Below are 21595 nucleotides of genomic sequence, written 5' to 3'. Positions count from 1 at the left end.
CGATTCACCGGGGTATGCAAGCACAACACGACCGACAACGCACTTCTGCGACCAGCACTTTCGCAACAGACCCTAGCGCTCGGCCATCAGGCGCGAACCGCTCATGCGGTCGCCGAACACGTCGTCCGGGTTGGAGAGCACACAGGTGTCCAGGGAGAGGCAGCCGCAGCCGATGCAGTCGGTGAGGTGGTCCCGCAGCCGCCCCAACTGCTGGATGCGCTGGTCGAGTTCGGCGCGCCATGCCTCGGAGAGGCGCGCCCAGTCCTCGCGGGTGGGGGTGCGCTCGTCCGGCAGCTCGGCGAGCGCGTCCCGGATGGTGACCAGAGGGATGCCGACGCGCTGCGCCGCGCGTACGAATGCGACGCGACGCAGCGCGTCCCTGCTGTAGCGGCGCTGGTTGCCGGCTGTCCTGCGGCTGCTGATCAGGCCCTTGGCCTCGTAGAAGTGCAGGGCGGAGACGGCGGCGCCGCTGCGCGCGGACAGCTGGCCGACCGTGAGCTCGTGGATCTTCTCTGGAATCTGCGGCACTCCTCGAACCCTACTCCGCAGTCCGTTGACAATTACACAGGAGGCCAACCATGCTGAGCAAGCGCTTAGACATGTAGTGGGACATGGACATGTAGATGGAAAGCCAGAGAGGCAGGGCCATGGCAGAGCCGAGGATCTTCACGTCCGCCGAGGAGCTGCGCGCCGGGGTCGGCGAGCAGTTGGGCGAGAGCGAATGGCTGGAGATCGACCAGAAGCGGATCGACCTGTTCGCGGACGCCACCGGCGACCATCAGTGGATCCATGTGGACCCGGAGAAGGCAGCGGCCGGCCCCTTCGGTACGACCATCGCGCACGGCTATCTGACGCTCTCGCTGCTGCCCACCCTGGTGCCGCAGATCATGCGGGTCGAGGGCATGAAGATGGGCATCAACTACGGCACCAACAAGGTGCGTTTCCCCTCCCCCGTGCCCGTCGGCTCCCGGCTGCGCGCAACGGGCGTGATCAAGGACGTGACCGAGGCGGGCGGCGGCGTGCAGATCACCGCCGCCATCACGGTCGAGCGTGAGGGCGGCGACAAGCCGGCGTGCGTGGCGGAGTCGGTCTCCCGCTTCTACTTCTGAGGCGCCTGCTGCCAGGACTCCGGGCCCGTACGCCGCGCTCCGACCATACGGAGCACGAGGTCGGCGTAGAGCGCGCCGACCTCGTCGGGCGTTCTGCGCCCGTCCACCTTGAACCAGCGCGCCACGTCGATGCAGAGCGACAGCACGGCGACGGCGGTACCCGGCACGTCGGGCACCTCGAACTCCCCCGCCTGCACGCCCTCGTCGAGGATCCGGCGGACGGCGGCGTCGCTCTGCCTGCGCAGCGCGACGATCTCGGTGCGGTGCTCGGGGCCGAGGGCTTCGAGTTCGTACTGGACGACGCGGGCGGTCATATGGCGCCCGGCGTGCCACCGGACGAACGAACGCACGGCGTCGTCGAGCCGCTCGGTCGGCGTGCCCTCACCGCCGGCGGCCCTCTCCAGGATCTCGAGCGCCTTGTCGTGCCCGATCCGGCTGATCCGGTGGAGCAGCTCTTCCTTGGTCTTGTAGTGGATGTAGAGCGCGGCCGGGCTCATCCCGGCCCTGCCCGCGATGTCGCGAGTCGTGGTCGCGTGGTAGCCGCGCTCGGCGAACGCCTCGACGGCGGCGACGAGCAGCCTGCGGGCCGCCTCGGGGCTGACCTCGCCCCACGGCGCGTCCTCGCCGCCGGTCTCCTCCGCGATGCCCATTCGCTTACCCCTTCCACCCTCAGCCGGACTGACACCCTACCCTGAAGGTGAGCAAGCGCTTAGCTCTGACCGGCCTCCCGGGGGTCCCCTGATCGGCTCAGAACGCCGAGACCCCCGTGAGGGCGCGGCCGATCACCAGCTTCTGGATCTGGCTGGTTCCCTCGTACAGCGTCATCACGCGGGCGTCGCGCAGCAGCTTGCCGGCCGGGTACTCGTCGATGTAGCCGTAGCCGCCGAAGACCTGGAGTGCGTTGTTCGCGGCGCGCACCGCGGCCTCGGACGCGAAGAGCTTCGCCTTGGACGCCTCGGTGTCGAACGGCAGGCCGCGGTCGATCAGGTCGGCGACCCGCCAGGTGAGCAGCCGGGCGGCGTCCACGTCCACCGCGATGTCGGTGATCAGCTCCTGCACCAGCTGGTGGTGGGCGATCGACTTGCCGAACTGCTCGCGCTCGGCCGCATACCTCACGGCGGCGTCCAGCGCGGCCTGGGCTATGCCGACGCAGCCGGCGGCCACCGACATCCGCCCCTTGGCGAGCGCCGACATCGCGACCGAGAAGCCCTTGCCCTCCGGCGCGATCACCGCCGAGGCGGGGACCCTGACGTCCTCCAGCACCAGTTCGGCGGTGGCCTGGCCGCGCAGGCCGAGCTTGCCGTGGATCTCGCGGCGGGTCAGCCCGGCGGTGTTGGTGGGAACCAGGAAGGCGCTGACGCCCTTGTGGCCGGGCGTGTCGTTCGTACGGGCGAAGAGCAGCACCACATCGGCCCAAGTGCCGTTGGTGATGAACATCTTGGTGCCGTTGATGACCCAGTCCCCGGCCGTGCCGCCGTCCCGCACCGCCCGGGTGGCCAGATGGCCGGCGTCGGACCCGGTGCCGGGCTCGGTGAGGCCGAAGCATCCGACCTGGTCGCCCGAGGTCAGGCCGGGGAGCCACTGCCGCTTCTGCTCCTCGCTGCCCCACGCGGCGATCGACTTGGCGACCAGCCCGAGCGATACGGAGACGATGCCGCGCACCGCGGAGTCGCCGCGGCCCAGCTCCTCGGTGACCAGGGCGTACGAGAGGTGGTCGCCGCCGGAGCCGCCGCACTCCTCGGGGATGGTGAGGCCGAGGAACCCCAGCGCGCCCAGCTTCTTCACGATGCCGCGGTCCACGCTCTCGGCCCGGTCCCACGCGGCCGCGTGCGGGGTGATCTCGCGGTCGGCGAAGTCCTTGGCCAGCCGGCGCACCGCGGCCTGCTCATCGCTCAGCTCCAGGTTCATCGGCACCTCGTTTAATTAACACTGCTAGTTTATTGGCGGCAGGCCCTACTATGTGCCGCATGGCCCGCCCACGCAAGCCCCTCCTCAGCAGAGAGCGCATCGTCGACGCGGCGAGCGCACTCGTGGACGCCGAAGGGCTGGAGGCGGTCTCCACGCGCCGGCTCGCCGCCGGGCTCGGTGTCAGCGGGCCGTCCCTCTACAACCACTTCCGCAACAAGGACGAGATCCTCGACGCCGTTGCCGACACGGTCAGTGCCCAGGTCGACCTGTCGATGTTCGAGGACGGCCGCGACTGGCGCACCGCGCTGCACGACTGGGCCGTCTCCTACCGCGCCGCCCTGCGGGCGCACCCGAACATCGTCCCGGTCCTGGCCCAGGGCCCGGGCCGCCGCCCGGCCGGACTGCGGCTGGCCGACGCGGTGTTCGGCGCGATGGTCGAGGCGGGCTGGCCGCCCGCCCAGGCCACCCACATCGGGGCCCTGATGCGGTACTTCATCACCGGCTCGGCCCTCGGCTCCTTCGCCGGCGGTTTCGTCGACGACGAGGCGGCGTACAACCCGGCGGACTATCCCCACCTCGGGCAGGCCCATCTCCTGGCGGAGCGCCGGCAGCAGGTGGACGAGGGCGCGTTCGAAACGGGCCTGAAGGCCCTGATCGACGGCCTGGCGGTGCAGTACGAGCAGCTGGCGCGCGCGTGACGGCCGGCCGCCTGCCCGTTCCTTGACGTACTGACGTACTGACGTACTGACGTCCTACTGGAGGGTGATCGCTCATGAGCCGTTACGAGGAGTTCCGTGCCCTGCACCGGCCCGGTGCACCCCTGCTGCTGCCCAACGCCTGGGACCACGCCTGCGCCGCCGCGCTCGCGCAGGCCGGGTTCGCGGCCATCGGGACGACCAGCCTCGGAGTCGCCTCGGCCGCCGGGAAGCCCGACGCCACGGGTGACACCCGCGAGGAGACCCTGCGGCTGGGGCGCGGTCTGGCCCGGCTGGCCGTGCCGGTGAGCGTGGACATCGAAGGCGGCTTCAGCGAGCAGCCGGCCGAGGTCGCCGCGCTCGCGGCCGAGCTCGTACGGGCTGGGGTCGCCGGGGTGAACATCGAGGACGGCCGCCCGGACGGGTCGCTGGCCGACGCCAAGGAGCAGTGCGAGCTGATCCGGGCCGTCAAGGAAGCGGCGCCCGAGCTGTTCGTGAACGCGCGCACCGACACGTACTGGCTGCCCGGCCACCGGGAGCGGACAAGCGAACGTCTCGCCGCCTACCAGCAGGCAGGCGCCGACGGTCTGTTCGTCCCGGGGCTACAGGACGAGCGGACCATCGGCGCCCTCGCGCGGGAGCTGACGCTCCCGCTCAACATCCTCTTCGCGCCTGGCGGGTTGACCGTCGCGCGCCTCGCCGAGCTGGGCGTGGCCCGGATCAGCACCGGTTCGCTGCTCTTCCGGGCCGCCGTACACGGGGCCGTGGAACTGGCCCGTGCCGTCGCCCGCGGCGATGCGGAGGCCGCGGACCTCGGCGAACTGCCCTCGTACGACCGGGCTCAGGCCTGGGCGGGAGCGTTCTCCTCCTGAGGCGCGGCGTTCGCCTGCCGGCCGGCGCCGGCCCGCCGGGACAGGATGCGGATGGAGATCAGGGCGATGACCGCGAGGCCGATGATGTAGCCGGACACCGCCATCGAGGTGCCGGTGGCCTCCAGCAGCAGCACCATCACGAACGGCGCGAGCCCGCCGCCGAACACGGCCGCGATCTGGTAGCCGAGTGAGGCGCCGGTGTACCGCATCTCCGCCGTGAACAGCTCGGCGAAGAGCGCCGCCTGCGGCCCGTACATGATGCTCAGGAAGCAGCTGGTGACGAACGTGCCCACACCCAGCCAGAGCAGCGAGCCGGTGTCGATGAGCAGGAACAGCGGCACCGCCCAGACCAGCAGGCCCACCGCGCCGAAGGCGTAGATGCGGAGTCGGCCGACACGGTCGGAGAGGGCCGCCGCGGCGGGTATCAGCACCAGCTGGGTGAGGCTGACGCAGAGCGAGACGGCGAGGACCGCGCTGCGCTTCATCTCGAGTTCGCGGGTCGCGTAGTCGAGCACGCCGGTGATGATGATGTAGAAGGTCGCGGTGTTGACGGCGAAGGAGCCGCCGGCCAGGAAGACCGTGCCGAGATGACTGCGCAGAATCGTGCGCAGCGGCGAGCGAAGCGAGATGGGGGTCCCCCCGGCCGAAGGCTGGGGGAGAGCTTCGCCCTTCTCCTGTTCGGCCAGGGCCTTTTCGGCCTCGCGGAAGGCGGGGGTCTCCTCGACGCGCGTGTGGATGTACCAGGCCAGGACGAGGACCAGCACGCCAACGAGGAACGGCAGCCGCCATCCCCAGGCGGCGAAGGCACTGTCGCTGGTGGTGGCGCCGGCGATGAGGAACACGGTGTTCGCGGTCACCACGCCGATCGGGACGCCGAGCTGGACGAGGCTGCCGTAGAGGCCGCGCTTGCCCTCGGGGGCGTACTCGGTGGCCATGAGCATCGCACCGCCCCACTGGGCGCCGACCGCGATGCCCTGCAGTACGCGCAGCAGGACGAGCAGCACCGGAGCGGCGATGCCGATCGTCTCGTACGTGGGCAGCAGCCCGATGCCGGTGGTGGCGACGCCCATCAGGGTCAGCGCGAGGACGAGCATCGGCTTGCGGCCGCGCTTGTCGCCCAGCTGACCGGCGATGATGCCGCCGACGGGGCGGGCGAGGAAGCCGACCGCGAAGGTGGCGAAGGCGGCGAGGACTCCGGCGGAGGAGCTGCCGGCCGGGAAGTACAGATCGCCGAGCACGAGGGCGGCGGCGATGCCGAAGACGAAGTAGTCGTACCACTCGACGGCGGAGGCGAGAGCAGCGGCCGTGGCCACCTTGCGCCGGTTCCTGTCGGTGAGGGCCGGCGCGGTGGTGCCGGTCGATGGGGAAGCTGCCGTGTCCATGCGGTGCACACTCCGATGGTGGGTGCGGGGGACGGAGGGGGGGCGGCGCTGTGATGAGATTGCGGGGACCGTACCGACCGGCTGGTACGGAGGTCAACAGCCTGCACAGCAGCAGTTTGATCACGGCGTACCGCCCGGTACGCCGTGTCGGCGGGGCAGCACGAGTGCCCCGGCCGCGCGGGGCGGCCGGGGTGCTGGAAGGGGCGGCTGGACGGCTCCGGGAACCGGCCGGGAAGGGGCTAGAAGACGACCAGGGCGCGGCCGCCCTTGCCCGCGAGCATGTTGTCGAAGGCGGCCGGGATGCCGTCGAGGGAGATCCGCTCGGTGACCATGGAGTTCAGGTCGAGGCGGCCCGCCCGGATGTGCTCCGCGAGTATCGGAAGGTCACGGGCCGGGTCGGAGTTGCCGTACACACAGCCGGAGAGCGTGCGGCCGAAGTGGAAGATCTCCAACGCGTTGAACGTCACCTGCTGATCCTTGCCGCCGATCCCGACCACCGTGGTGCGGCCGCCGCGGCGAGTGGACTCCCACGCGGTACGAATGGTCGCGGCGCGGCCGACGCACTCGACGGCGACATCCGCGCCGTACCCGCCGGTGAGCCCCCGGATCTCCTTGGCCGTGGTGTCCGACGCGATCAGGAACTCGGTGGCGCCGGCGGCACGCGCCAGTTCCTCCTTCGCCGGGGACACGTCGACGGCCACGACCGGTCCGGCACCGGCGATGCGCGCGGACTGGAGCACGGCCAGGCCGACTCCGCCGACGCCGAAGACCGCGACCGACTCGGCGGGGCGGACCTGCGCGGAGTGGTGGACGGCTCCGTAACCGGTCAGGACCGCGCAGCCGAGCAGCGCGGCCTCGGTGAGCGGGATGCCGTCCGGGACGGGCAGGACACAGTTCGCCGCGACGACGGTCTCCTCGGCGAACGCGGCGACGTTCAGGCCGGGGTGGAGCTCGGTGCCCTCGGCCGTACGGGCGTGGATGTTGCCCACCCCGGCGAGGGCGTTTGCGCACAGCCACACCTCGCCGAGTCCGCAGTGGCGGCAGGTTCCGCAGGACGGCGCCCAGTTGAGGACGACGCCGTCACCGGGGGCGACATGGCCGACGCCCTCCCCGACCGACACCACCGTGCCCGCGCCCTCGTGGCCGAGGACCGCCGGGACGGGCACGCGCATGGTGCCGTTGGAGAGTGACAGGTCGGAGTGGCAGACCCCGGCGGCGGCGAGACGCACCCGCACCTGGCCGGGGCCGGGCTCGGGCAGTTCGATTTCGGCGATCTCCAGGGGAGAACCGACGGCGGGCAGGATGGCGGCGCGGACCACGTTGACTCTCCGGCGTTTTCAGAACTGCAGGGACTTGGTCTGGAGGTACTCGGCAAGGCCGTGCGTGCCGAGTTCCCGGCCGACGCCCGACTGCTTGTAACCGCCGAAGGGAGCCAGCGGGTTGAACCGCCCGCCGTTGATGTCGACCTGGCCGGTGTCCATCCGGCGGGCGAAGGCGACCGCCTCCTCGGCGTCGGCTGCCCAGACGGCACCGGCGAGGCCGTACACGGTGCCGTTGGCGATGCGCAGGGCGTCGTCCTCGTCCTCGTACGGAAGGATCGACAGGACCGGGCCGAAGATCTCCTCCTGCGCGATGGTCATCGAGGGCGTGACGTCCGCGAAGACCGTCGGGGTGACGTAGTAGCCCCGCTCGTGGGGCGAGTCCGGACCGCCGGCGACGACCCGCGCACCCTCCTCGATTCCCTTGGCGATGTAACCGCGCACCCGGCTGTGCTGCTTGGCGTTGACGACCGGGCCGAGGCGGCTGGCCTGGTTGTGCGGGTCGCCGGCGACGTACTTGGCGGCGGCCGTGGCGGCGAGGGCGACGGCCTCGTCGTACTGGTCCCGGTGGACGAGCATGCGGGTCCACGCGCTGCACGTCTGGCCGGAGTTGGACATGACGTTGGCCACGCCGACGTTGACCGCCTTGGCCAGGTCGGCACTCGGCAGGATGACGTTGGCGGACTTGCCGCCGAGCTCCAGGGCGACGCGCTTGACTGCCGCGCCGGCCGTCGCGCCGATCTGCCGGCCGACCGCGGTGGATCCGGTGAAGGAGACCAGGTCGACGCCCTCGTGTTCGGCGAGCGCCTGCCCGGCGACCGGGCCCAGACCGGTGACCAGGTTGAACACCCCTGCGGGGACACCCGCCTCGTGCACTGCTTCGGCGAAGAGCTGTGCGGTCAGCGGGGTGTCCTCGGCGGGCTTGAGGACGACGGTGCAGCCGGCGGCGAGCGCGGGTGCCACTTTGGCGACGATCTGGTGCAGCGGGTAGTTCCAGGGGGTGATCGCGCCGACCACGCCGACCGGCTCCAGCAGCACCGTGGAGTTGCCCGTCTTCTCCTCGAAGGAGTACGAGGCGGCGAGTTCGGCATACGATCCGGCGACGGCGATCGGCACTCCCGCGTGAACCATCTGCGAGAAGCCGAGCGGGGAGCCGAGTTCGGCGGTGACCGTTTCGGCGATCTCCTCCCTGCGGGCCGCGAGCACATCGCGCAGGGCGGCGATCCGGGCGGCGCGCTCGGCGGGCGGCGTCGCGGCCCAGCCGGGGAGTGCGGCGCGCGCCGCACGTACGGCCGCGTCGACGTCCTCGGCTGTGCCGGCCGGTACCTGGCCGATGACCTGCTCGTCGGCCGGGTTCACGACCGCGATGGTGTCCGGACCGACGGCGGGCCGCCAGTCCCCGTCGATGTACATCCCGTCATGGGCCTTCATCGCATGCCTCCAGTGCCGCCGTGGGTCGTCCACGCTATAAACTAGCGATGATAGTTTTCCGGCGCCAGTGCCTCCCATCGGAAGCGATGCGCGATGACCGAGGGCGAGATACCGCGGTGTTCGCCGATGACCGGCAGATAGGCGGTGAGGATGTCGGTCGCGGAGGGAACGGCCGTGCCGACGACGGGGCCGGGAAGCCTCGCAAGATCCCGTTGACCTCCCGCCAAAGCTGGCGGTGCGACGACGTCAGGTCGGCAAAGTCGGCGTTAACAAGATGTTGACGCGCGAGCAATAAGCGCAAAACCCCAGGTCACTCCCCCGGTCAGGAAATCGGCGCCACCTCGACCGGGAAACCGTTGAGGACAGCCGTGCCCGAGAGGGGGTCCAGCCGGCTGCCGTCGAGCAGCTGGTTGACGTTGACCCCGGGGCTGGCGGCGGCGACCTTCATCCGCGTCCCGGGCCGGTTGTGGCCCCAGCCGTGCGGCAGGCTCACCACCCCGGTGCGTACGGTGTCCGTCACCTCGACCGGGACATCGAGCGCGCCGCCGTCCGCCGTGATCCGCGCGGTCGCGCCGTCGGCGAGACCGAGCCGGGCGGCGTCCTCGGGGTGCACCTGGAGGGTGCAGCGGTTGGTGCCGCCGCCCAGGGCGGGGACGTTGTGCAGCCAGCTGTTGTTGGAGCGCAGATGGCGGCGGCCTACGAGCACGAGTGAGGCTGCCCGCTCCCCGAGGGCGCGCCGCAGCCTCGGCAGATCGGCGGCGATCGGCGCGGGGAAGAGTTCGATGCGGCCGCTGCGGGTTTTGAGGACCTCCGGGACGCGCGGCTCGAGGGGGCCGAGGTCGATGCCGTGCGGGTGGGCCAGGAGCCGGTCGAGGGTGAGTCCGTGCGTACTGCCGCCCTGGGCGCCGAAGCCGTCGCCGTACGGGCCGAGGCGCAGCATCAGGTCGAGCCGTCGCTCCGGGCCGGTGCGGCCCGTGAGCTGCGCGGCGAGTTCCTTCGCGTCCCGGCCGTGCACGGGCGAGAGCGGGTCGGCGACGGCCTTGGCGAGCGTGCTCTCGATCACCATGGCGTCGACGGCGGACGGCTCGGCGCCGTGCATGCCACTGGCGGCGAGGATCAGCCGGGCGAGGATTTCGCTCTCGTCGAGCCGGCCCTCCTCCAGGGGGACCGCGGGCCGGGTGTAGCGGACCTGGTTGCGTACGGCGAACGCGGAGAAGGCGAAGTCGTAGTGCGCACTCTGCGAGGGCGGCGGCGGGGGCAGGACGACATGCGCACGGCGCGACGTCTCGTTGAGATACGGATCGACGCTGACCATGAAGTCGAGGCCGGCCAGCGCCGCGTCGAGACGGTTGCCGTCGGGTGCGGACAGCACGGGGTTGGCCGCCAGCGAGATGAGCGCGCGGATCTGTCCCTCCCCGGGGGTCTCGATCTCCTCGGCGAGCGCGGCCATGGGCAGTTCACCCTTGGCCTCGGGGTGGCCGCTGACGCGGCTCTGCCAGCGGCCGAGGGCGAAGCCCTTGCCCGGCCCGGCGGGGCGCGGGGCCCGGTCGGTGGCGGCGAGGGGGAAGAGGGCGCCGCCGGGGCGGTCGAGATTGCCGGTGAGGATGTTGAGTACGTCCACCAGCCAGTTGGCCAGGGTGCCGTACTCGACGGTGGAGCTGCCGACCCGGCCGTACACGGCGGCGGTGGGGGCGGCGGCGAGTTCGCGGGCCATCGTACGGATCTCGTCGGCCGGGATGTCGCACGCCTCGGCGACGGCCTCGGGGGTGAACGGCTGTATCGCTTCCCGGAGTTCGTCCATGCCCTCGACGTGCTGTTCGAGCCGCCCCGGTTCGGTGCGTTTCTCCTCGAAGAGCACCTGGGCGAGCGCGGCCAGCAGCAGCGCGTCGGTGCCGGGCCGGATGGCCAGGTGCTGGTCGGCGAGCTTGGCCGTACGGGTGCGGCGCGGGTCGACGACGACCAGCTTGCCGCCGCGGCGGCGCAGGGCCTTGAGCTTGCCGGGGAAGTCGGCCGCGGTGCACAGGCTGCCGTTGGACTCCAGCGGGTTGGCACCGAGGAGAAGGAGGTGGTCCGTGCGGTCCAGATCGGGCACCGGGATGGCGACGGGGCTGCCGAAGAGCAGCCCGCTGGAGACGTGCTTGGGCATCTGGTCGAGGGTGCCGGCGGTGAAGAGGTTGCGGGTGCGCAGCGTGGAGAGGAGTACGGGCGGGTAGAGGGCGCCGGCCATGGTGTGGACGTTCGGGTTGCCGAGTACGACGCCTACGGCGTTCGGCCCGTACTGCTCGATCAGCGGCCGCAGTCCGGCGGCGACGGCGTCGAACGCTTCGTCCCAGCTCGCCTCCCGGAGCCTGCCGTCCTCCCGGACGAGCGGCATGCGCAGCCGGTCGGGGTCCGCGTCGAGTTCACCGAAGGACGCGCCCTTGGGGCAGATGAACCCCTGACTGAAGACGTCGTCGCGGTCCCCGCGGGCGCCGGTGACCCGTGTGCCCTCGATGGTGAGGGTGAGTCCGCAGGTCGCTTCGCACAGTGGGCAGATGCGCAGGGCTGTGCGGGCTGCGTCGTGGTGAGACATCGGGGCCCTCCCGGGGGCGGCGGCAGCGGTGGCGCGCGAGAACAGCGAGCATACCGACCGGTAGGCACGTTGGGGAGAGGCTGTGGGTTACAGAGTGAGGGGGTGGTCAGCCGAGCGTCCGGGCCAGGTACGCATGGAGAAGCTCCCGGGTCTCGGCGATCAGTTCGGGGTCACCCGACGGCCTGATGCGGAAGGCGAGCTGGAGCAGCGCGTCGGTGGCTTCGACCGCGACGAGGACGGTGCGGCGCAGCCTGTCGTCCGCCGCGCGGCCCAGATGCGCGGCGATCAGGTCGGTCAGCCGGCCGGCGACGAGGCCGTTGGTGTCGGCGTCGTCGGCGCTTTCGGTGGCCCTGTCGGCAGGGGCGGCGCTTTCGGCGGGGGCGGGGACGCCGAAGTCGACGAGCGCGAAGCCGGGGACGGTGCGCTTCATGGCGATGTACTCGTCGAGTACGGCGTCGATGGCGCCGCGCCAGTCGGTCCTGGGCAGGGCCTCGAGCCGGGCGGCGGCGCGCTGGGCGTAATGCTCCAGGTTGCGGTGGGCGAGGGCGTCGGCCATCGCGCGCTTGTTGCCGAAGAAGCGGTAGACGGAGCCGATGGGGACGCCTGCGCGCAGAGCCACGGCACGGGTGCTCAGATTCTCGTACCCCGTCTCGTCGAGGAGTTCGGCGCACGCGTCGAGGATGCGGGTCAGCCGCGCGGCGCTGCGCTGCTGGACGGGCGTGCGGCGGAAAGACTTCGCGTGGGGCACGCGGTCCATCATGCCGCTCCCCTGGATCGCGAGAGCAGTACATGGTTCAACTTCTGGAACCCCTCGCGCACCGGAATCGTCACAGCGGCACGTCGCAGCGGCACGCCCCCGTTGACGTGGCAGCCCAGGAATCCTACGGTCATGCATAGGATTCCTTCAGAGCGGCAGGAGCACGTGATGGGCACTGGTGACACCGAGCAGGCGAGGAAAGCGGCGGAGGGACTGGCGTACTCCTCCGGTTTCGGCAATGAGCACAGCTCGGAAGCCGTACCAGGCGCTTTGCCGCACGGACGGAACTCACCCCAGCGCGCCCCGCTCGGCCTGTACGCCGAGCAGTTGAGCGGCTCGGCCTTCACCGAGCCCCGCGCGCACAACCGCCGCTCGTGGCTCTACCGGATCCGGCCCTCTGCGGCCCATCCCGCGTCCGTACGGATGGACAACGGCGCCCTGCGCACCGCGCCCTTCACCGAGACCGTCCCCGACCCCAACCGCCTGCGCTGGAATCCGATGCCCGAACCCGCGCCCGGCACCGACTTCCTGGCCGGTCTCTGGACGCTCGGCGGCAACGGCGACGCCACCCAGCGCACCGGGATGGCGATTCATCTCTACTGCGCCAACGCCTCCATGACGGAGCGGGTGTTCAGCGACTCCGACGGCGAGCTGCTGATCGTCCCCGAGCGCGGCGGGCTGCTGCTGCGCACGGAGTTCGGGCTGCTGCGTGCCGAGCCCGGCCACGTCGCCCTGATCCCGCGCGGCGTCCGTTTCCGCGTCGAGCTCCTCGACGACACGGCCCGCGGCTACATCTGCGAGAACTACGGGCAGCCCTTCGCCCTCCCCGACCTGGGCCCGATCGGCGCCAACGGCCTCGCCAACGCCCGGGACTTCCTCGCGCCCGTCGCGGCGTACGAAGAGACCGAAGGACCGGTGGAGGTGGTCAACAAGTTCTGCGGGAACCTCTGGACCGCGAGCTACGGCCACTCGCCCCTCGACGTCGTCGCGTGGCACGGCAACCATGTGCCGTACGTCTACGACCTGCGCCGTTTCAATGTGCTGGGCACCATCAGCTACGACCACCCGGATCCGTCGATCTTCACGGTCCTGACGTCGCCGTCCGACACCCCCGGGCTCGCGGGCGTCGACTTCGTCGTCTTCGCACCCCGCTGGCTGGTCGGCGAGGACACCTTCCGGCCGCCGTACTTCCACCGCAATGTGATGAGCGAGTTCATGGGCCTCATCGAGGGCGCGTACGACGCCAAGGCGGAAGGCTTCCTCCCGGGCGGCGGCTCGCTGCACAACATGATGTCCGCGCACGGACCGGACCGCGAGACCTTCGACCGGGCGAGCGCGGCCGAGCTCGTGCCGCAGAAGATCGACGACGGTCTCGCCTTCATGTTCGAGACGCGCTGGCCGGTGACGGCGACCGGGCAGGCGGCGGCCGCAGACCATCTCCAGCGCGGGTACGACAACGTGTGGCAGGGTCTCCAGCGCCACTTCAGGTCGAAGTAAGTACGTACGTACGGAGAGCACGCCGTGACCGCCTTTGCCCCGGACTCGCTGGTCCTGAACCGGAAGCTGCCCCTCTGGTACCAGGTCTCGCAGTCGCTGCGCGCCTCGATACTGGGCCGCACTCCGGACGCCTCGCTGCGCCTGCCCACCGAGGAGCAGCTCGCCGAGCACTACGGCGTCAGCGTGCTCACCATGCGCCAGGCCCTCAAGGAACTGGAGCAGGAGGGCCTGATCAGCCGGCACCGGCGGCGCGGCACCTTTATCGAGCCGGGGGCCCAGCGCGGCGCCCCGGTACGGCTGCTGGGCTCGGTGGACGCCATCGTGGCCCAGCAGTCGGGCGAGCACACGACCGTGCTGGGCCACGGCCCGGTCCCGGTGCCGGGTGACCTCGCCGAGCACTTCCCCGGGCTGACCGAGGTGGTCACGTACAAGCGGCTGCGCCGCGACGGTGACAGCGGTGAGCCGACCAACTGGGCCGAGAACGCGGTCCGTCCCGAACTCGCCGCCGCCATCGACCTCGCCGACCTGGAGCGCTGGCCGATGACGAAGGTGCTGCGGGACGCGGTCGGTGTACGGATCAGCCGGATCACCGACACCGTCGAGGCGCGGCTGGCCGACCCGCCGACGGCGGAACTGCTGCACGTGCCGCTGCTGAGCCCGATCCTGCACTACACCGGTGTGACGTACGACGAGGAGGGAAAGGTCGTCGATGTCGCCCGCATCCGATACCGGGGCGACCGGTTCTCCTTCACCGTCACCATGGATGCGCACTGACCTCCGGTCCGGTGGCGTGGATACCATGCGGGGCGCCGGAGGGAAGGCCCGGCACGCAAGCCCACGGGGAGGGTGGCACGGTGACGGCACGGCGCGCGGAGAGTGACGATCCCCCGCTGCTCGACGAACTCATGCCGTGGTCCGTGGCCCCGATGCGGCTGGGCCGCTCCTGGCCGCTGGCCCCGGACGCCGCTTCCCTGCGAACCCGTTGGGACCGGCTCGTCCGCGCCGAAGGGGCGGAGCGCGAACGGCTCTTCGACCCCAGCAGGGCGCGTACGCCGCAGAGTTCCGTCGCCGCACTGCCCGGCCAGCCGACCTCCACCGGCCGGTTCGCCCGCGAGAACGGCCCCTGCCCCGATCCGGTCCGGGTGCTGTACGGGCCTTTCGACGAGCAGTGGCTGCTCCCCGACCACCGGCTGATCGACGTCGCCCGCCCCGAGCTGTGGCGCGTCGCGGACGACCGGCAGCTCTTCGCCGTCGAGCAGGGTTACGTGCCCCAGGCCGGCGGACCCGCGTTGCCGGCCACCGCCCTGTTGCCGGCCGGCCGCTCCCCCGCCGGGCGCCCGGGCCGTATCCGCCCGCTGTACCGCCGCCCCGGCGGGCTGGAGCCGAATCTCACGCCCGGCCTGCTCCCGTCGCTGAGCGGCCGGTACGGGCAGGAGGTCACCCCGCAGGACGTGTTCACCTGGGCCATGGCGGCGGCCCGGGCCACCCCGGAGGGCTGCGCCGTACCGCTGCCGGCCGACCGCGAACTCTGGCAACGCGGAGTCGGGTTGGGCCACCGGATGCTGGCCCTCCAGCTGCGCGGGGCACGCGGCGGGGAGCGGCCCCGGATGCCGGGCGGCCGGCGGCCGTACGTACGGGCCGCGATCCCCGCCCATCCGGCGGAGCTGCTGTACGACCGCGAGGAGGAGGTGCTTCAGCTGGGCGAGGGACGGGTCTCGCCGGTTCCGGCGGGGGCCTGGGACTTCCATGTGTCCGGAGTGCGGGTCCTTCAGGCGTGGTTCGAGCGCCGGACCGGGCGGGGCGAGCCGGGCACGCTGGAGGCGGTACGCCCCGCCGCGTGGCTCCAGGAGTGGACGTCCGAACTGCTGGAGCTGATCACCGTACTGGGACTGCTGTACGAACTGAGGCCGCAGCAGGAGGAGTTGCGGGCGGAGTTGACCGACGGGTCCCAGGTCGCGCGGGCGGAGCTGCGGCGCGCCGGTGTGCTGCCGGTGCCGGCCGACGCCCGGCGCCCCGCCTCCGTATTCGACCACCACGAGGAAGGCCCGGAAGGCCAGTTCTCTCTGCTGTGAGGTTGCCGTGAGGGGGACGGCCTCAAGTGCCCCGGCTCTCGCGCGCGAAGGAGTCGAGCACCCGCCCGAGCGCCCGCTCGAAGAACGCGTCCAGGTCGATCGGCCCGGAGTCCTCCGCGAACGCGGCCGCCATACGCGGGTACCTGCCCGTCCTGACCTCGCGCATCAGGTACGCGCCGCGCATCGCTTGGTCCTGTTCCTCCGTCCAGGGCAGTGAGCGGCTGCGTTCGGCGGTGGCGAGTTCGTTGCTCACATAGGTCGTCACCATGCCGTTGACCATCGCGACGAGTTCCATCTTCGTTCCGAAGGTGGCGTCGAGGCCGTCCAGGCAGGCGAGGCAGTGCTCCAGATAGCGCAGCGCGTTGGGGCTGAAGCCGTACACCGGGGACATCAGGCGGGGCAACCACGGGTGCCGGTGCATGAGCGCGCGGGTCTGCTGCGCGAGCGCGAGCATGTCCGCCCGCCAGTCGCCGGACGGCTCCTCGGGCAGTTCGTGCTCGCCGCTGACGGTATCGACCATCAGCTCGTACAGGTCTTCCTTGCGCGGCACGTAGTTGTACAGCGACATCGTGCCGCAGCCGATCTCGGCGGCGACCCGGCGCATGGAGACGGCGTCGAGACCGTCCGCGTCGGCGATGCGCACCGCCGCCGCCGCGATGTCGGCGCGGCTGTACGCGGGCCGGGGACCGCGCCCCGCCCGTTCCGGGCGTGCCCAGATGACCTCGGGTACCGCCGGACGCCCGCTGGCTGCCATGGATCCATCACCTCGGGCACCATCCTAGTTACGTACACCGTACGTAGTGCGGTACGGTGCTGCCATGACGACTACGTACGCTGTACTTAGTGAGGGTCTCCAGAAGCGCTTCGGCGAGGTGCACGCCCTGAGCGGGCTCGATCTCGCGGTCGCCGAGGGGACGGTCTGCGGGGTACTCGGGCCGAACGGCGCCGGCAAGACGACCGCCGTCCGGATCCTGACCACACTCACAGCCCCCGACGCGGGCACGGCCCGGGTCGCCGGCCACGAGGTGGTCCGCGATGCGGCCGCCGTGCGCCGGAACATCGGCGTCACCGGGCAGTACGCCTCGGTCGACGGCGATCTCACCGGGCGCGAGAACCTCCGGCTGTTCGCGAGGCTGCTCAGGCTCAGGGGCGCGTCGGGCCGGATGCGCGCCGACGAACTCCTGGAACGCTTCGAACTGGCCGACGCCGCCGACCGCCCGGCCCGTACCTACTCCGGTGGTATGCGGCGCCGCCTCGACCTCGCGGGCAGCCTGCTCACCAGGCCCGCGGTGCTGTTCCTCGACGAGCCGACCACCGGCCTCGACCCGCACAGCCGGAACCAGATCTGGGCGGCGGTGCGCGAACTCGCGGGCGAGGGCACGACCGTGCTGCTCACCACCCAGTACCTGGAGGAGGCCGACCAACTGGCCGACGACATCGTCCTGATCGACCAGGGCCGGGCCGCGGTCACTGGCACCCCGGGCGAACTCAAGGCGCGGATCGGCTCGTACGCGGAGGTGGTGGTCGCCGACGCGTCGGCGCTGATCCCGGCCGCCGGCGTCCTCGACCAGCTCACCGGCTCCGAACCGGTCCTCGACCCCGAGCGCCGCACCGCCGGGGCCGTCGCGGCCGATCCCGCGCTCACCCTCCCCCGCCTCGTGCGCGAACTCGACGCGGCGGGCGTGCCGGTGATCGACGCGAGCCTGCGCCCCCCGACGCTGGACGAGGTCTTCCTGCGCCTGACCGCCCGCCCCGCCTTGATCGAGGAGCATGCCGCATGAGCAGCATCGTGTACGACGGTACTCGGCCGTCATCTCCAGCGGATGAGGCATGCCCCCGGCGTGCTGATCCTCACCCAGACCATGCCGATCACGATGCTGCTGTTCTTCGGCTACGTCTTCGGCAGCGCGCTCGCCATGCCCGGCGAGGAGTACCGCGCCTTCCTGGTGCCGGGACTGCTGGCGGCGACCGCCGCGAACGGCATCATGACCGGCATGTTCCAGGCCGCGCAGGACGCCGACCGCGGCGTGATGGACCGTTTCCGTACGCTGCCGATGAGCCGGGCGGCGGTGCCGCTCGGGCAGACTGCCGCCGATCTGCTGACGACCGCCGCCGGGATGGTCCCGCTGATCCTGGTGGGGCTGGCGGTGGGCTGGCGGATCGAGGGCGGGGCGCTCGAGGCGCTCGGCGCCTTCGGGCTGCTGCTCCTCTTCCGCTTCGCGACCTCGTGGGTCGGCGCGTACCTCGGGATGCTCGTACAGAACGAGGAGGCGGCCGGCCAGCTGGGCAGCGCGACCTTCATCCTGCCGCTGCTGTCCAGTGCGTACATCCCGACGGACAACCTGCCGGGCCGGCTGCGCGCGATCGCCGAGTGGAACCCGATCAGCGCGGTGGCCACGGCCGTCCGCGATCTGTTCGGCAACGCGGGCGCCGAAGCGGCTCCGGGAGCGGCCTGGCCGGTCGCCCACCCGGTGGCCGGGGCGGTCTGCTGGTCGGTGGTGCTGCTGGCCGTGTTCGTCCCGCTTGCGGCCCGAAAGTACGCGCGCGGCGGTCGCTGAAAAGATCTCGGCCTGCGCCGGGGGTGACAAAGGTGCCCTGTACACGATAGGTACGGCTGTCATGAGCACCCAGCCCGCGCCGCAGCCGCTCCCGCTCCCCCTCCCGCTCCCGCTCCCGCTCGACGGGATCACCGTCGTCGCCGTCGAGCAGGCCGTCTCCGCACCCTTCGCCACCCGCCAGCTCGCCGATCTCGGCGCTCGTGTCATCAAGGTCGAGCGCCGGGACGGCGGCGACTTCGCGCGCGGCTACGACACGGCGGCACGTGGTCTGGCCTCGCACTTCGTCTGGGCCAACCGCGGCAAGGAGTCCCTCGCGGTCGACCTCAAGGATCCGCGCGGCCTCGATGTCGTCAGCCAACTCGTCGCGGACGCCGATGTGTTCGTGCAGAACCTGGCGCAGGGCGCGGCCGCCCGGCTCGGCCTGGACGCCGCGACGCTGTGCGCCCGCCACCCCCGGCTGATCGCGGTGGACATCTCGGGTTACGGCGCCGGCGGACCGTACGCCCACAAGCGCGCGTACGACATGCTCGTCCAGTGCGAGGCGGGCCTGGTGTCGGTGACCGGGACGCCGGAGCAGCCGGTGAAGGCCGGCATCCCGGCGGCCGACATCGCCGCCGCGATGTACGCGTTCTCCGGGGTCCTGGCCGCCCTGCTGCGGCGCGGGGTCACCGGCCTCGGCGGGCCGGTCGAGATCTCCATGCTGGACGCACTCGCCGAGTGGATGGGCCACCCGCTGCACCATGTGATGCACGGGGGTGAAACACCGGCGCGCACCGGGGTGGCGCACGCCGTCATCGCGCCGTACGACGCCTACCCGACGAACGACGGCGGGCAGGTTCTGCTCTCGGTGCAGAACGACCGGGAGTGGCGCCGACTCGCCGAACAGGTGCTGTCGGTACCGGAGTTGGCGGACGACCCGATGTTCGCGACCAATGCCGCCCGGACCGCGAACCGGGAGAAGACCGACACGGTGGTGGGGCAGGCCCTGGCCACCATGACCACCGAGGAGGCGGTCATCCGGCTGGAAGGAGCGGGCATCGCCTGTGCCCGGCTGAACTCGGTCGCCGATCTGGCCGCCCATCCGCAGCTCGCGGCCCAGGACCGCTGGCGGGAAGTGGAGTCACCGGTCGGGCCGCTGCGGGCCCTGCTGCCGCCGATCGGGCTGCCGGGCGGCGCGGCACCGCGCATGGGCGCGATTCCCGCGCTCGGCGAGCACACCGACGGGCTGCTGCGCGCCCTGGGGATGACGGGCGAACAGATCGCAGCGCTGCGCCGGGACGGCGTGGTCGCCTGAGCGCGATGTCAGCCGCGGCTGCCGAACAGCGAACGGCGCAGGCGCCGCAGCGGCGCGAAGAGCGAGACGCGCGCACTCTTGCTCCGGCGGGTGTGCGCGATGTCGCGCGTGGTGAGCTCCCGCATCAGCAACGTGGCCTCGGCCACCTCGCGCTGGGGTACGGCAGGGCCGCCCAGCACCGCGAGATGACGGTCGAGCCGCGAACTGGTCGCACTGCTCCCACACGTGACAGCAGGCACACGCGCCCTGCTGTGCATAGCTATTTGTTCCATGTCACTCCCCACCCGTACGAGGGCACCCGGCCCGGGCAGGTTAACCCTATCGCCCCTGCACGGCACTCGTGTATCCCGGTCACGCGATTGACCACCTCTGTACGGAGGTTGACGGTCACTCACTGAATCCATCTGATTCCAGGGCGAGTTGGACAGCCCCACCGTCTTCCCGGGCACCAGCCCCGCGGAATTGACCGCCCGCTCGACCAATCCGCCGGGCCGTCGGCGCCGAATGCGTGGCATCGGAGCACGATCAGCACTCGCGCGAAGGACGTACCGGATGACAGCCATATCCAGGCGGCGACCGGGGCTCAGGAGTATCGCCGCACTGACCTGTGGTGCGCTGGCCGCCGGAGGACTCGTGGCCGCCGGCGTGGCCGCACTCGAACCGGAGGCGGCCCGCGCCTCCAGCCACCGGGAGGCGCCGCTGATCTCGGGGCAGCCCCAGTACGACAACACGGACGTGTACGCGTTCGTCAGTCCCGACAAGGCGGACACGACGACGATCGTCGCCAACTGGCTGCCGTTCGAGGAGCCGGCGGGCGGGCCGAACTTCTTCAAGTTCGCCGACGACGCCCAGTACGACGTGCACATCGACAGCGACGGCGACGCCCAGGGCGACCTGCTGTACCGGTGGACGTTCAAGGACCATGTGAAGAACGGCGACACGTTCCTCTTCAACACCGGCCCGGTCACCGCACTCGACGACCCCGACCTCAACGTCAGGCAGACGTACGACATCGATCTGCTGAGGCTGAGAGACCAGCATGTGATCTCCACCACGAAGATCGCCGCGGACCTGCCGGTCGCCCCCTCGAATGTGGGCAAGGCGTCCATGCCGGACTACCGGGCCCTGCGCGACCAGGCCGTCCGCGAACTACCCAGCGGCGCAACGGCGTTCGCGGGTCAGGCCGACGATCCGTTCTTCCTCGACCTGCGGGTCTTCGACCTGCTGTACGGCGGAGACCTCTCGGAGGTCGGCCGCGACACCCTGAGCGGCTACAACGTCAACACCATCGCCCTTCAGGTGCCGACCGAGCACATCCGGCAGTCGGAGGCACAGCCGGTCGTCGGCATCTGGTCGACGACGCAGCGCCGGAACGCCCAGGGCGACTTCACCCAGGTGTCGCGGCTAGGCATGCCTCTGGTCAACGAGGTCGTCCTGCCGATCAAGGACAAGGACAAGTTCAACGCGTCCGCCCCGTGGAACGACGGCGACTTCCTTCAGTCCGTGACCAACCCGGAACTGCCGAAGCTGATCGAGGCCATCTACAAGATCAAGGCCCCGGCCGAGCCGCGCGACGACCTGGTCTCCGTCTTCCTGACCGGCGTCGACAAGCTCAACAAGCCGCCGCACGTCAAGCCCGCGGAGGTGCTGCGGCTCAACACCGCCATCGAGCCTGCCGGCGACCCCAAGCGGCTGGGCGTACTGGACGGCGACAACTCCGGCTTCCCCAACGGACGCCGGCTGACGGACGACGTGGTGGACATCGCACTCCAGGTCGTGGAGGGCGAACTGCTCGGCCAGAAGAACGACTTGGGCGACGCGGTGGACGAGAACGACCAGAAGTTCGACCGGAGCTTCCCCTACGTGGCGCTCCCGACCGCCGGCTCGCGCGGCCCGCTGGCCAAGGGGGACAAGGCCCAGGAGGGCGGACGCAGCCTGCTCACCGGTGGCGCGGCGGTGGCCGGCTCCACCCGTGACAACAGCGGCACAGTGCTGCTCACCTCGGCGGCGGCGGCCGCGGCCGGCGTCGTGCTGGTCGGCCTCGGCCTCACGTGGTGGCGCAACCGCCGCAGGAACATGCGCTACTGACCCGGCTCGTCGGGGGCCGGCCGGACACCCCTGGGGGCCGG

Annotated in this window: 19 protein-coding genes and 1 pseudogene; 10 read left to right on the top strand and 10 right to left on the bottom strand. The window is 71.3% G+C overall.

What is annotated here, in order from left to right; genetic code table 11:
* Positions 1-72: 72 nt before the first annotated feature.
* Positions 73-528, bottom strand: a complete 456-nt coding sequence (soxR, locus tag NLX86_RS32235) for a redox-sensitive transcriptional activator SoxR (RefSeq protein ID WP_254375363.1) — start codon at positions 526-528, stop codon at positions 73-75.
* Positions 529-647: 119 nt separating this feature from the next.
* Between soxR and NLX86_RS32230 the strand changes: the two genes are divergently transcribed.
* On the top strand, positions 648-1109 hold the full coding sequence (locus NLX86_RS32230; protein ID WP_254375362.1) for a MaoC family dehydratase: 462 nt from the start codon (positions 648-650) through the stop codon (positions 1107-1109).
* On the opposite strand, the gene NLX86_RS32225 is transcribed toward NLX86_RS32230, so the two are convergent.
* Positions 1100-1759: a TetR/AcrR family transcriptional regulator gene (locus NLX86_RS32225; RefSeq protein WP_254375361.1), complete on the bottom strand. Its 660-nt coding sequence runs from the start codon at positions 1757-1759 to the stop codon at positions 1100-1102. The genes NLX86_RS32230 and NLX86_RS32225 overlap by 10 nt on opposite strands.
* A 97-nt stretch (positions 1760-1856) precedes the next feature.
* A complete protein-coding gene (locus NLX86_RS32220; protein WP_254375360.1) occupies positions 1857-3017 on the bottom strand; it encodes an acyl-CoA dehydrogenase family protein in 1161 nt (386 codons plus the stop codon).
* Positions 3018-3076: 59 nt separating this feature from the next.
* Here NLX86_RS32220 and NLX86_RS32215 point away from each other — a divergent pair, with 59 nt between their 5' ends.
* Positions 3077-3715, top strand: coding sequence for a TetR/AcrR family transcriptional regulator C-terminal domain-containing protein (locus NLX86_RS32215; RefSeq protein ID WP_254375359.1), 639 nt, complete (start codon positions 3077-3079; stop codon positions 3713-3715).
* Between the two features lie 74 nt (positions 3716-3789).
* On the top strand, positions 3790-4584 hold the full coding sequence (locus NLX86_RS32210) for an isocitrate lyase/phosphoenolpyruvate mutase family protein (RefSeq protein WP_254375358.1): 795 nt from the start codon (positions 3790-3792) through the stop codon (positions 4582-4584).
* On the opposite strand, the gene NLX86_RS32205 is transcribed toward NLX86_RS32210, so the two are convergent.
* The 5 genes from NLX86_RS32205 to NLX86_RS32185 all read right to left on the bottom strand — a co-directional run bounded on the left by NLX86_RS32205 (position 4554) and on the right by NLX86_RS32185 (position 12045).
* On the bottom strand, positions 4554-5966 hold the full coding sequence (locus NLX86_RS32205) for an MFS transporter (RefSeq protein WP_254375357.1): 1413 nt from the start codon (positions 5964-5966) through the stop codon (positions 4554-4556). The genes NLX86_RS32210 and NLX86_RS32205 overlap by 31 nt on opposite strands.
* A gap of 239 nt (positions 5967-6205) precedes the next feature.
* The gene (locus NLX86_RS32200) at positions 6206-7285 is read right to left on the bottom strand and encodes a Zn-dependent alcohol dehydrogenase (RefSeq protein ID WP_254375356.1); all 1080 of its coding nucleotides are present in this window, start codon (positions 7283-7285) and stop codon (positions 6206-6208) included.
* Positions 7286-7303: 18 nt separating this feature from the next.
* Positions 7304-8716: an aldehyde dehydrogenase family protein gene (locus NLX86_RS32195; protein WP_254375355.1), complete on the bottom strand. Its 1413-nt coding sequence runs from the start codon at positions 8714-8716 to the stop codon at positions 7304-7306.
* A gap of 322 nt (positions 8717-9038) precedes the next feature.
* The gene (locus tag NLX86_RS32190) at positions 9039-11288 is read right to left on the bottom strand and encodes a molybdopterin oxidoreductase family protein (RefSeq protein WP_254375354.1); all 2250 of its coding nucleotides are present in this window, start codon (positions 11286-11288) and stop codon (positions 9039-9041) included.
* Between the two features lie 106 nt (positions 11289-11394).
* Positions 11395-12045: a TetR/AcrR family transcriptional regulator gene (locus NLX86_RS32185; protein WP_254375368.1), complete on the bottom strand. Its 651-nt coding sequence runs from the start codon at positions 12043-12045 to the stop codon at positions 11395-11397.
* Positions 12046-12213: 168 nt separating this feature from the next.
* Between NLX86_RS32185 and hmgA the strand changes: the two genes are divergently transcribed.
* The 3 genes from hmgA to NLX86_RS32170 all read left to right on the top strand — a co-directional run bounded on the left by hmgA (position 12214) and on the right by NLX86_RS32170 (position 15614).
* Positions 12214-13542, top strand: a complete 1329-nt coding sequence (hmgA, locus tag NLX86_RS32180) for a homogentisate 1,2-dioxygenase (RefSeq protein WP_254375353.1) — start codon at positions 12214-12216, stop codon at positions 13540-13542.
* Between the two features lie 24 nt (positions 13543-13566).
* Complete coding sequence (locus tag NLX86_RS32175) at positions 13567-14316, top strand: GntR family transcriptional regulator (protein ID WP_254375352.1); 750 nt, start codon at positions 13567-13569, stop codon at positions 14314-14316.
* A gap of 131 nt (positions 14317-14447) precedes the next feature.
* Positions 14448-15614, top strand: coding sequence for a type ISP restriction/modification enzyme (locus NLX86_RS32170; RefSeq protein ID WP_254375367.1), 1167 nt, complete (start codon positions 14448-14450; stop codon positions 15612-15614).
* A gap of 22 nt (positions 15615-15636) precedes the next feature.
* Here the strand turns inward: NLX86_RS32170 and NLX86_RS32165 are convergent, their stop codons facing one another.
* Positions 15637-16368 carry a TetR/AcrR family transcriptional regulator gene (locus tag NLX86_RS32165; protein ID WP_254375351.1) on the bottom strand — a complete coding sequence of 244 codons (732 nt, stop codon included), beginning with the start codon at positions 16366-16368 and terminating at the stop codon, positions 15637-15639.
* A gap of 64 nt (positions 16369-16432) precedes the next feature.
* Between NLX86_RS32165 and NLX86_RS32160 the strand changes: the two genes are divergently transcribed.
* From NLX86_RS32160 to NLX86_RS32150, 3 genes and pseudogenes are all read left to right on the top strand, one after another.
* Positions 16433-17395, top strand: a complete 963-nt coding sequence (locus NLX86_RS32160) for an ATP-binding cassette domain-containing protein (RefSeq protein WP_254375350.1) — start codon at positions 16433-16435, stop codon at positions 17393-17395.
* A gap of 18 nt (positions 17396-17413) precedes the next feature.
* A pseudogene (locus tag NLX86_RS32155) lies at positions 17414-18172 on the top strand (ABC transporter permease); the annotation flags it as partial.
* A 61-nt stretch (positions 18173-18233) separates the two neighbouring features.
* Positions 18234-19466, top strand: coding sequence for a CaiB/BaiF CoA-transferase family protein (locus tag NLX86_RS32150; protein ID WP_254375348.1), 1233 nt, complete (start codon positions 18234-18236; stop codon positions 19464-19466).
* Positions 19467-19474: 8 nt separating this feature from the next.
* Here NLX86_RS32150 and NLX86_RS32145 read toward each other — a convergent pair whose 3' ends face one another.
* The gene (locus tag NLX86_RS32145; protein WP_254375347.1) at positions 19475-19738 is read right to left on the bottom strand and encodes a hypothetical protein; all 264 of its coding nucleotides are present in this window, start codon (positions 19736-19738) and stop codon (positions 19475-19477) included.
* Positions 19739-20018: 280 nt separating this feature from the next.
* Between NLX86_RS32145 and NLX86_RS32140 the strand changes: the two genes are divergently transcribed.
* Positions 20019-21554: a DUF4331 domain-containing protein gene (locus NLX86_RS32140; protein WP_254375346.1), complete on the top strand. Its 1536-nt coding sequence runs from the start codon at positions 20019-20021 to the stop codon at positions 21552-21554.
* Positions 21555-21595 lie beyond the last annotated feature (41 nt).

Origin of the sequence: Streptomyces sp. A3M-1-3, from assembly GCF_024213665.1 — a bacterium.
Classification (GTDB): domain Bacteria; phylum Actinomycetota; class Actinomycetes; order Streptomycetales; family Streptomycetaceae; genus Streptomyces.
The sequence above is the reverse complement of the archived record's forward strand: the minus strand, read 5'-3'. Positions and strand labels throughout refer to the sequence as shown.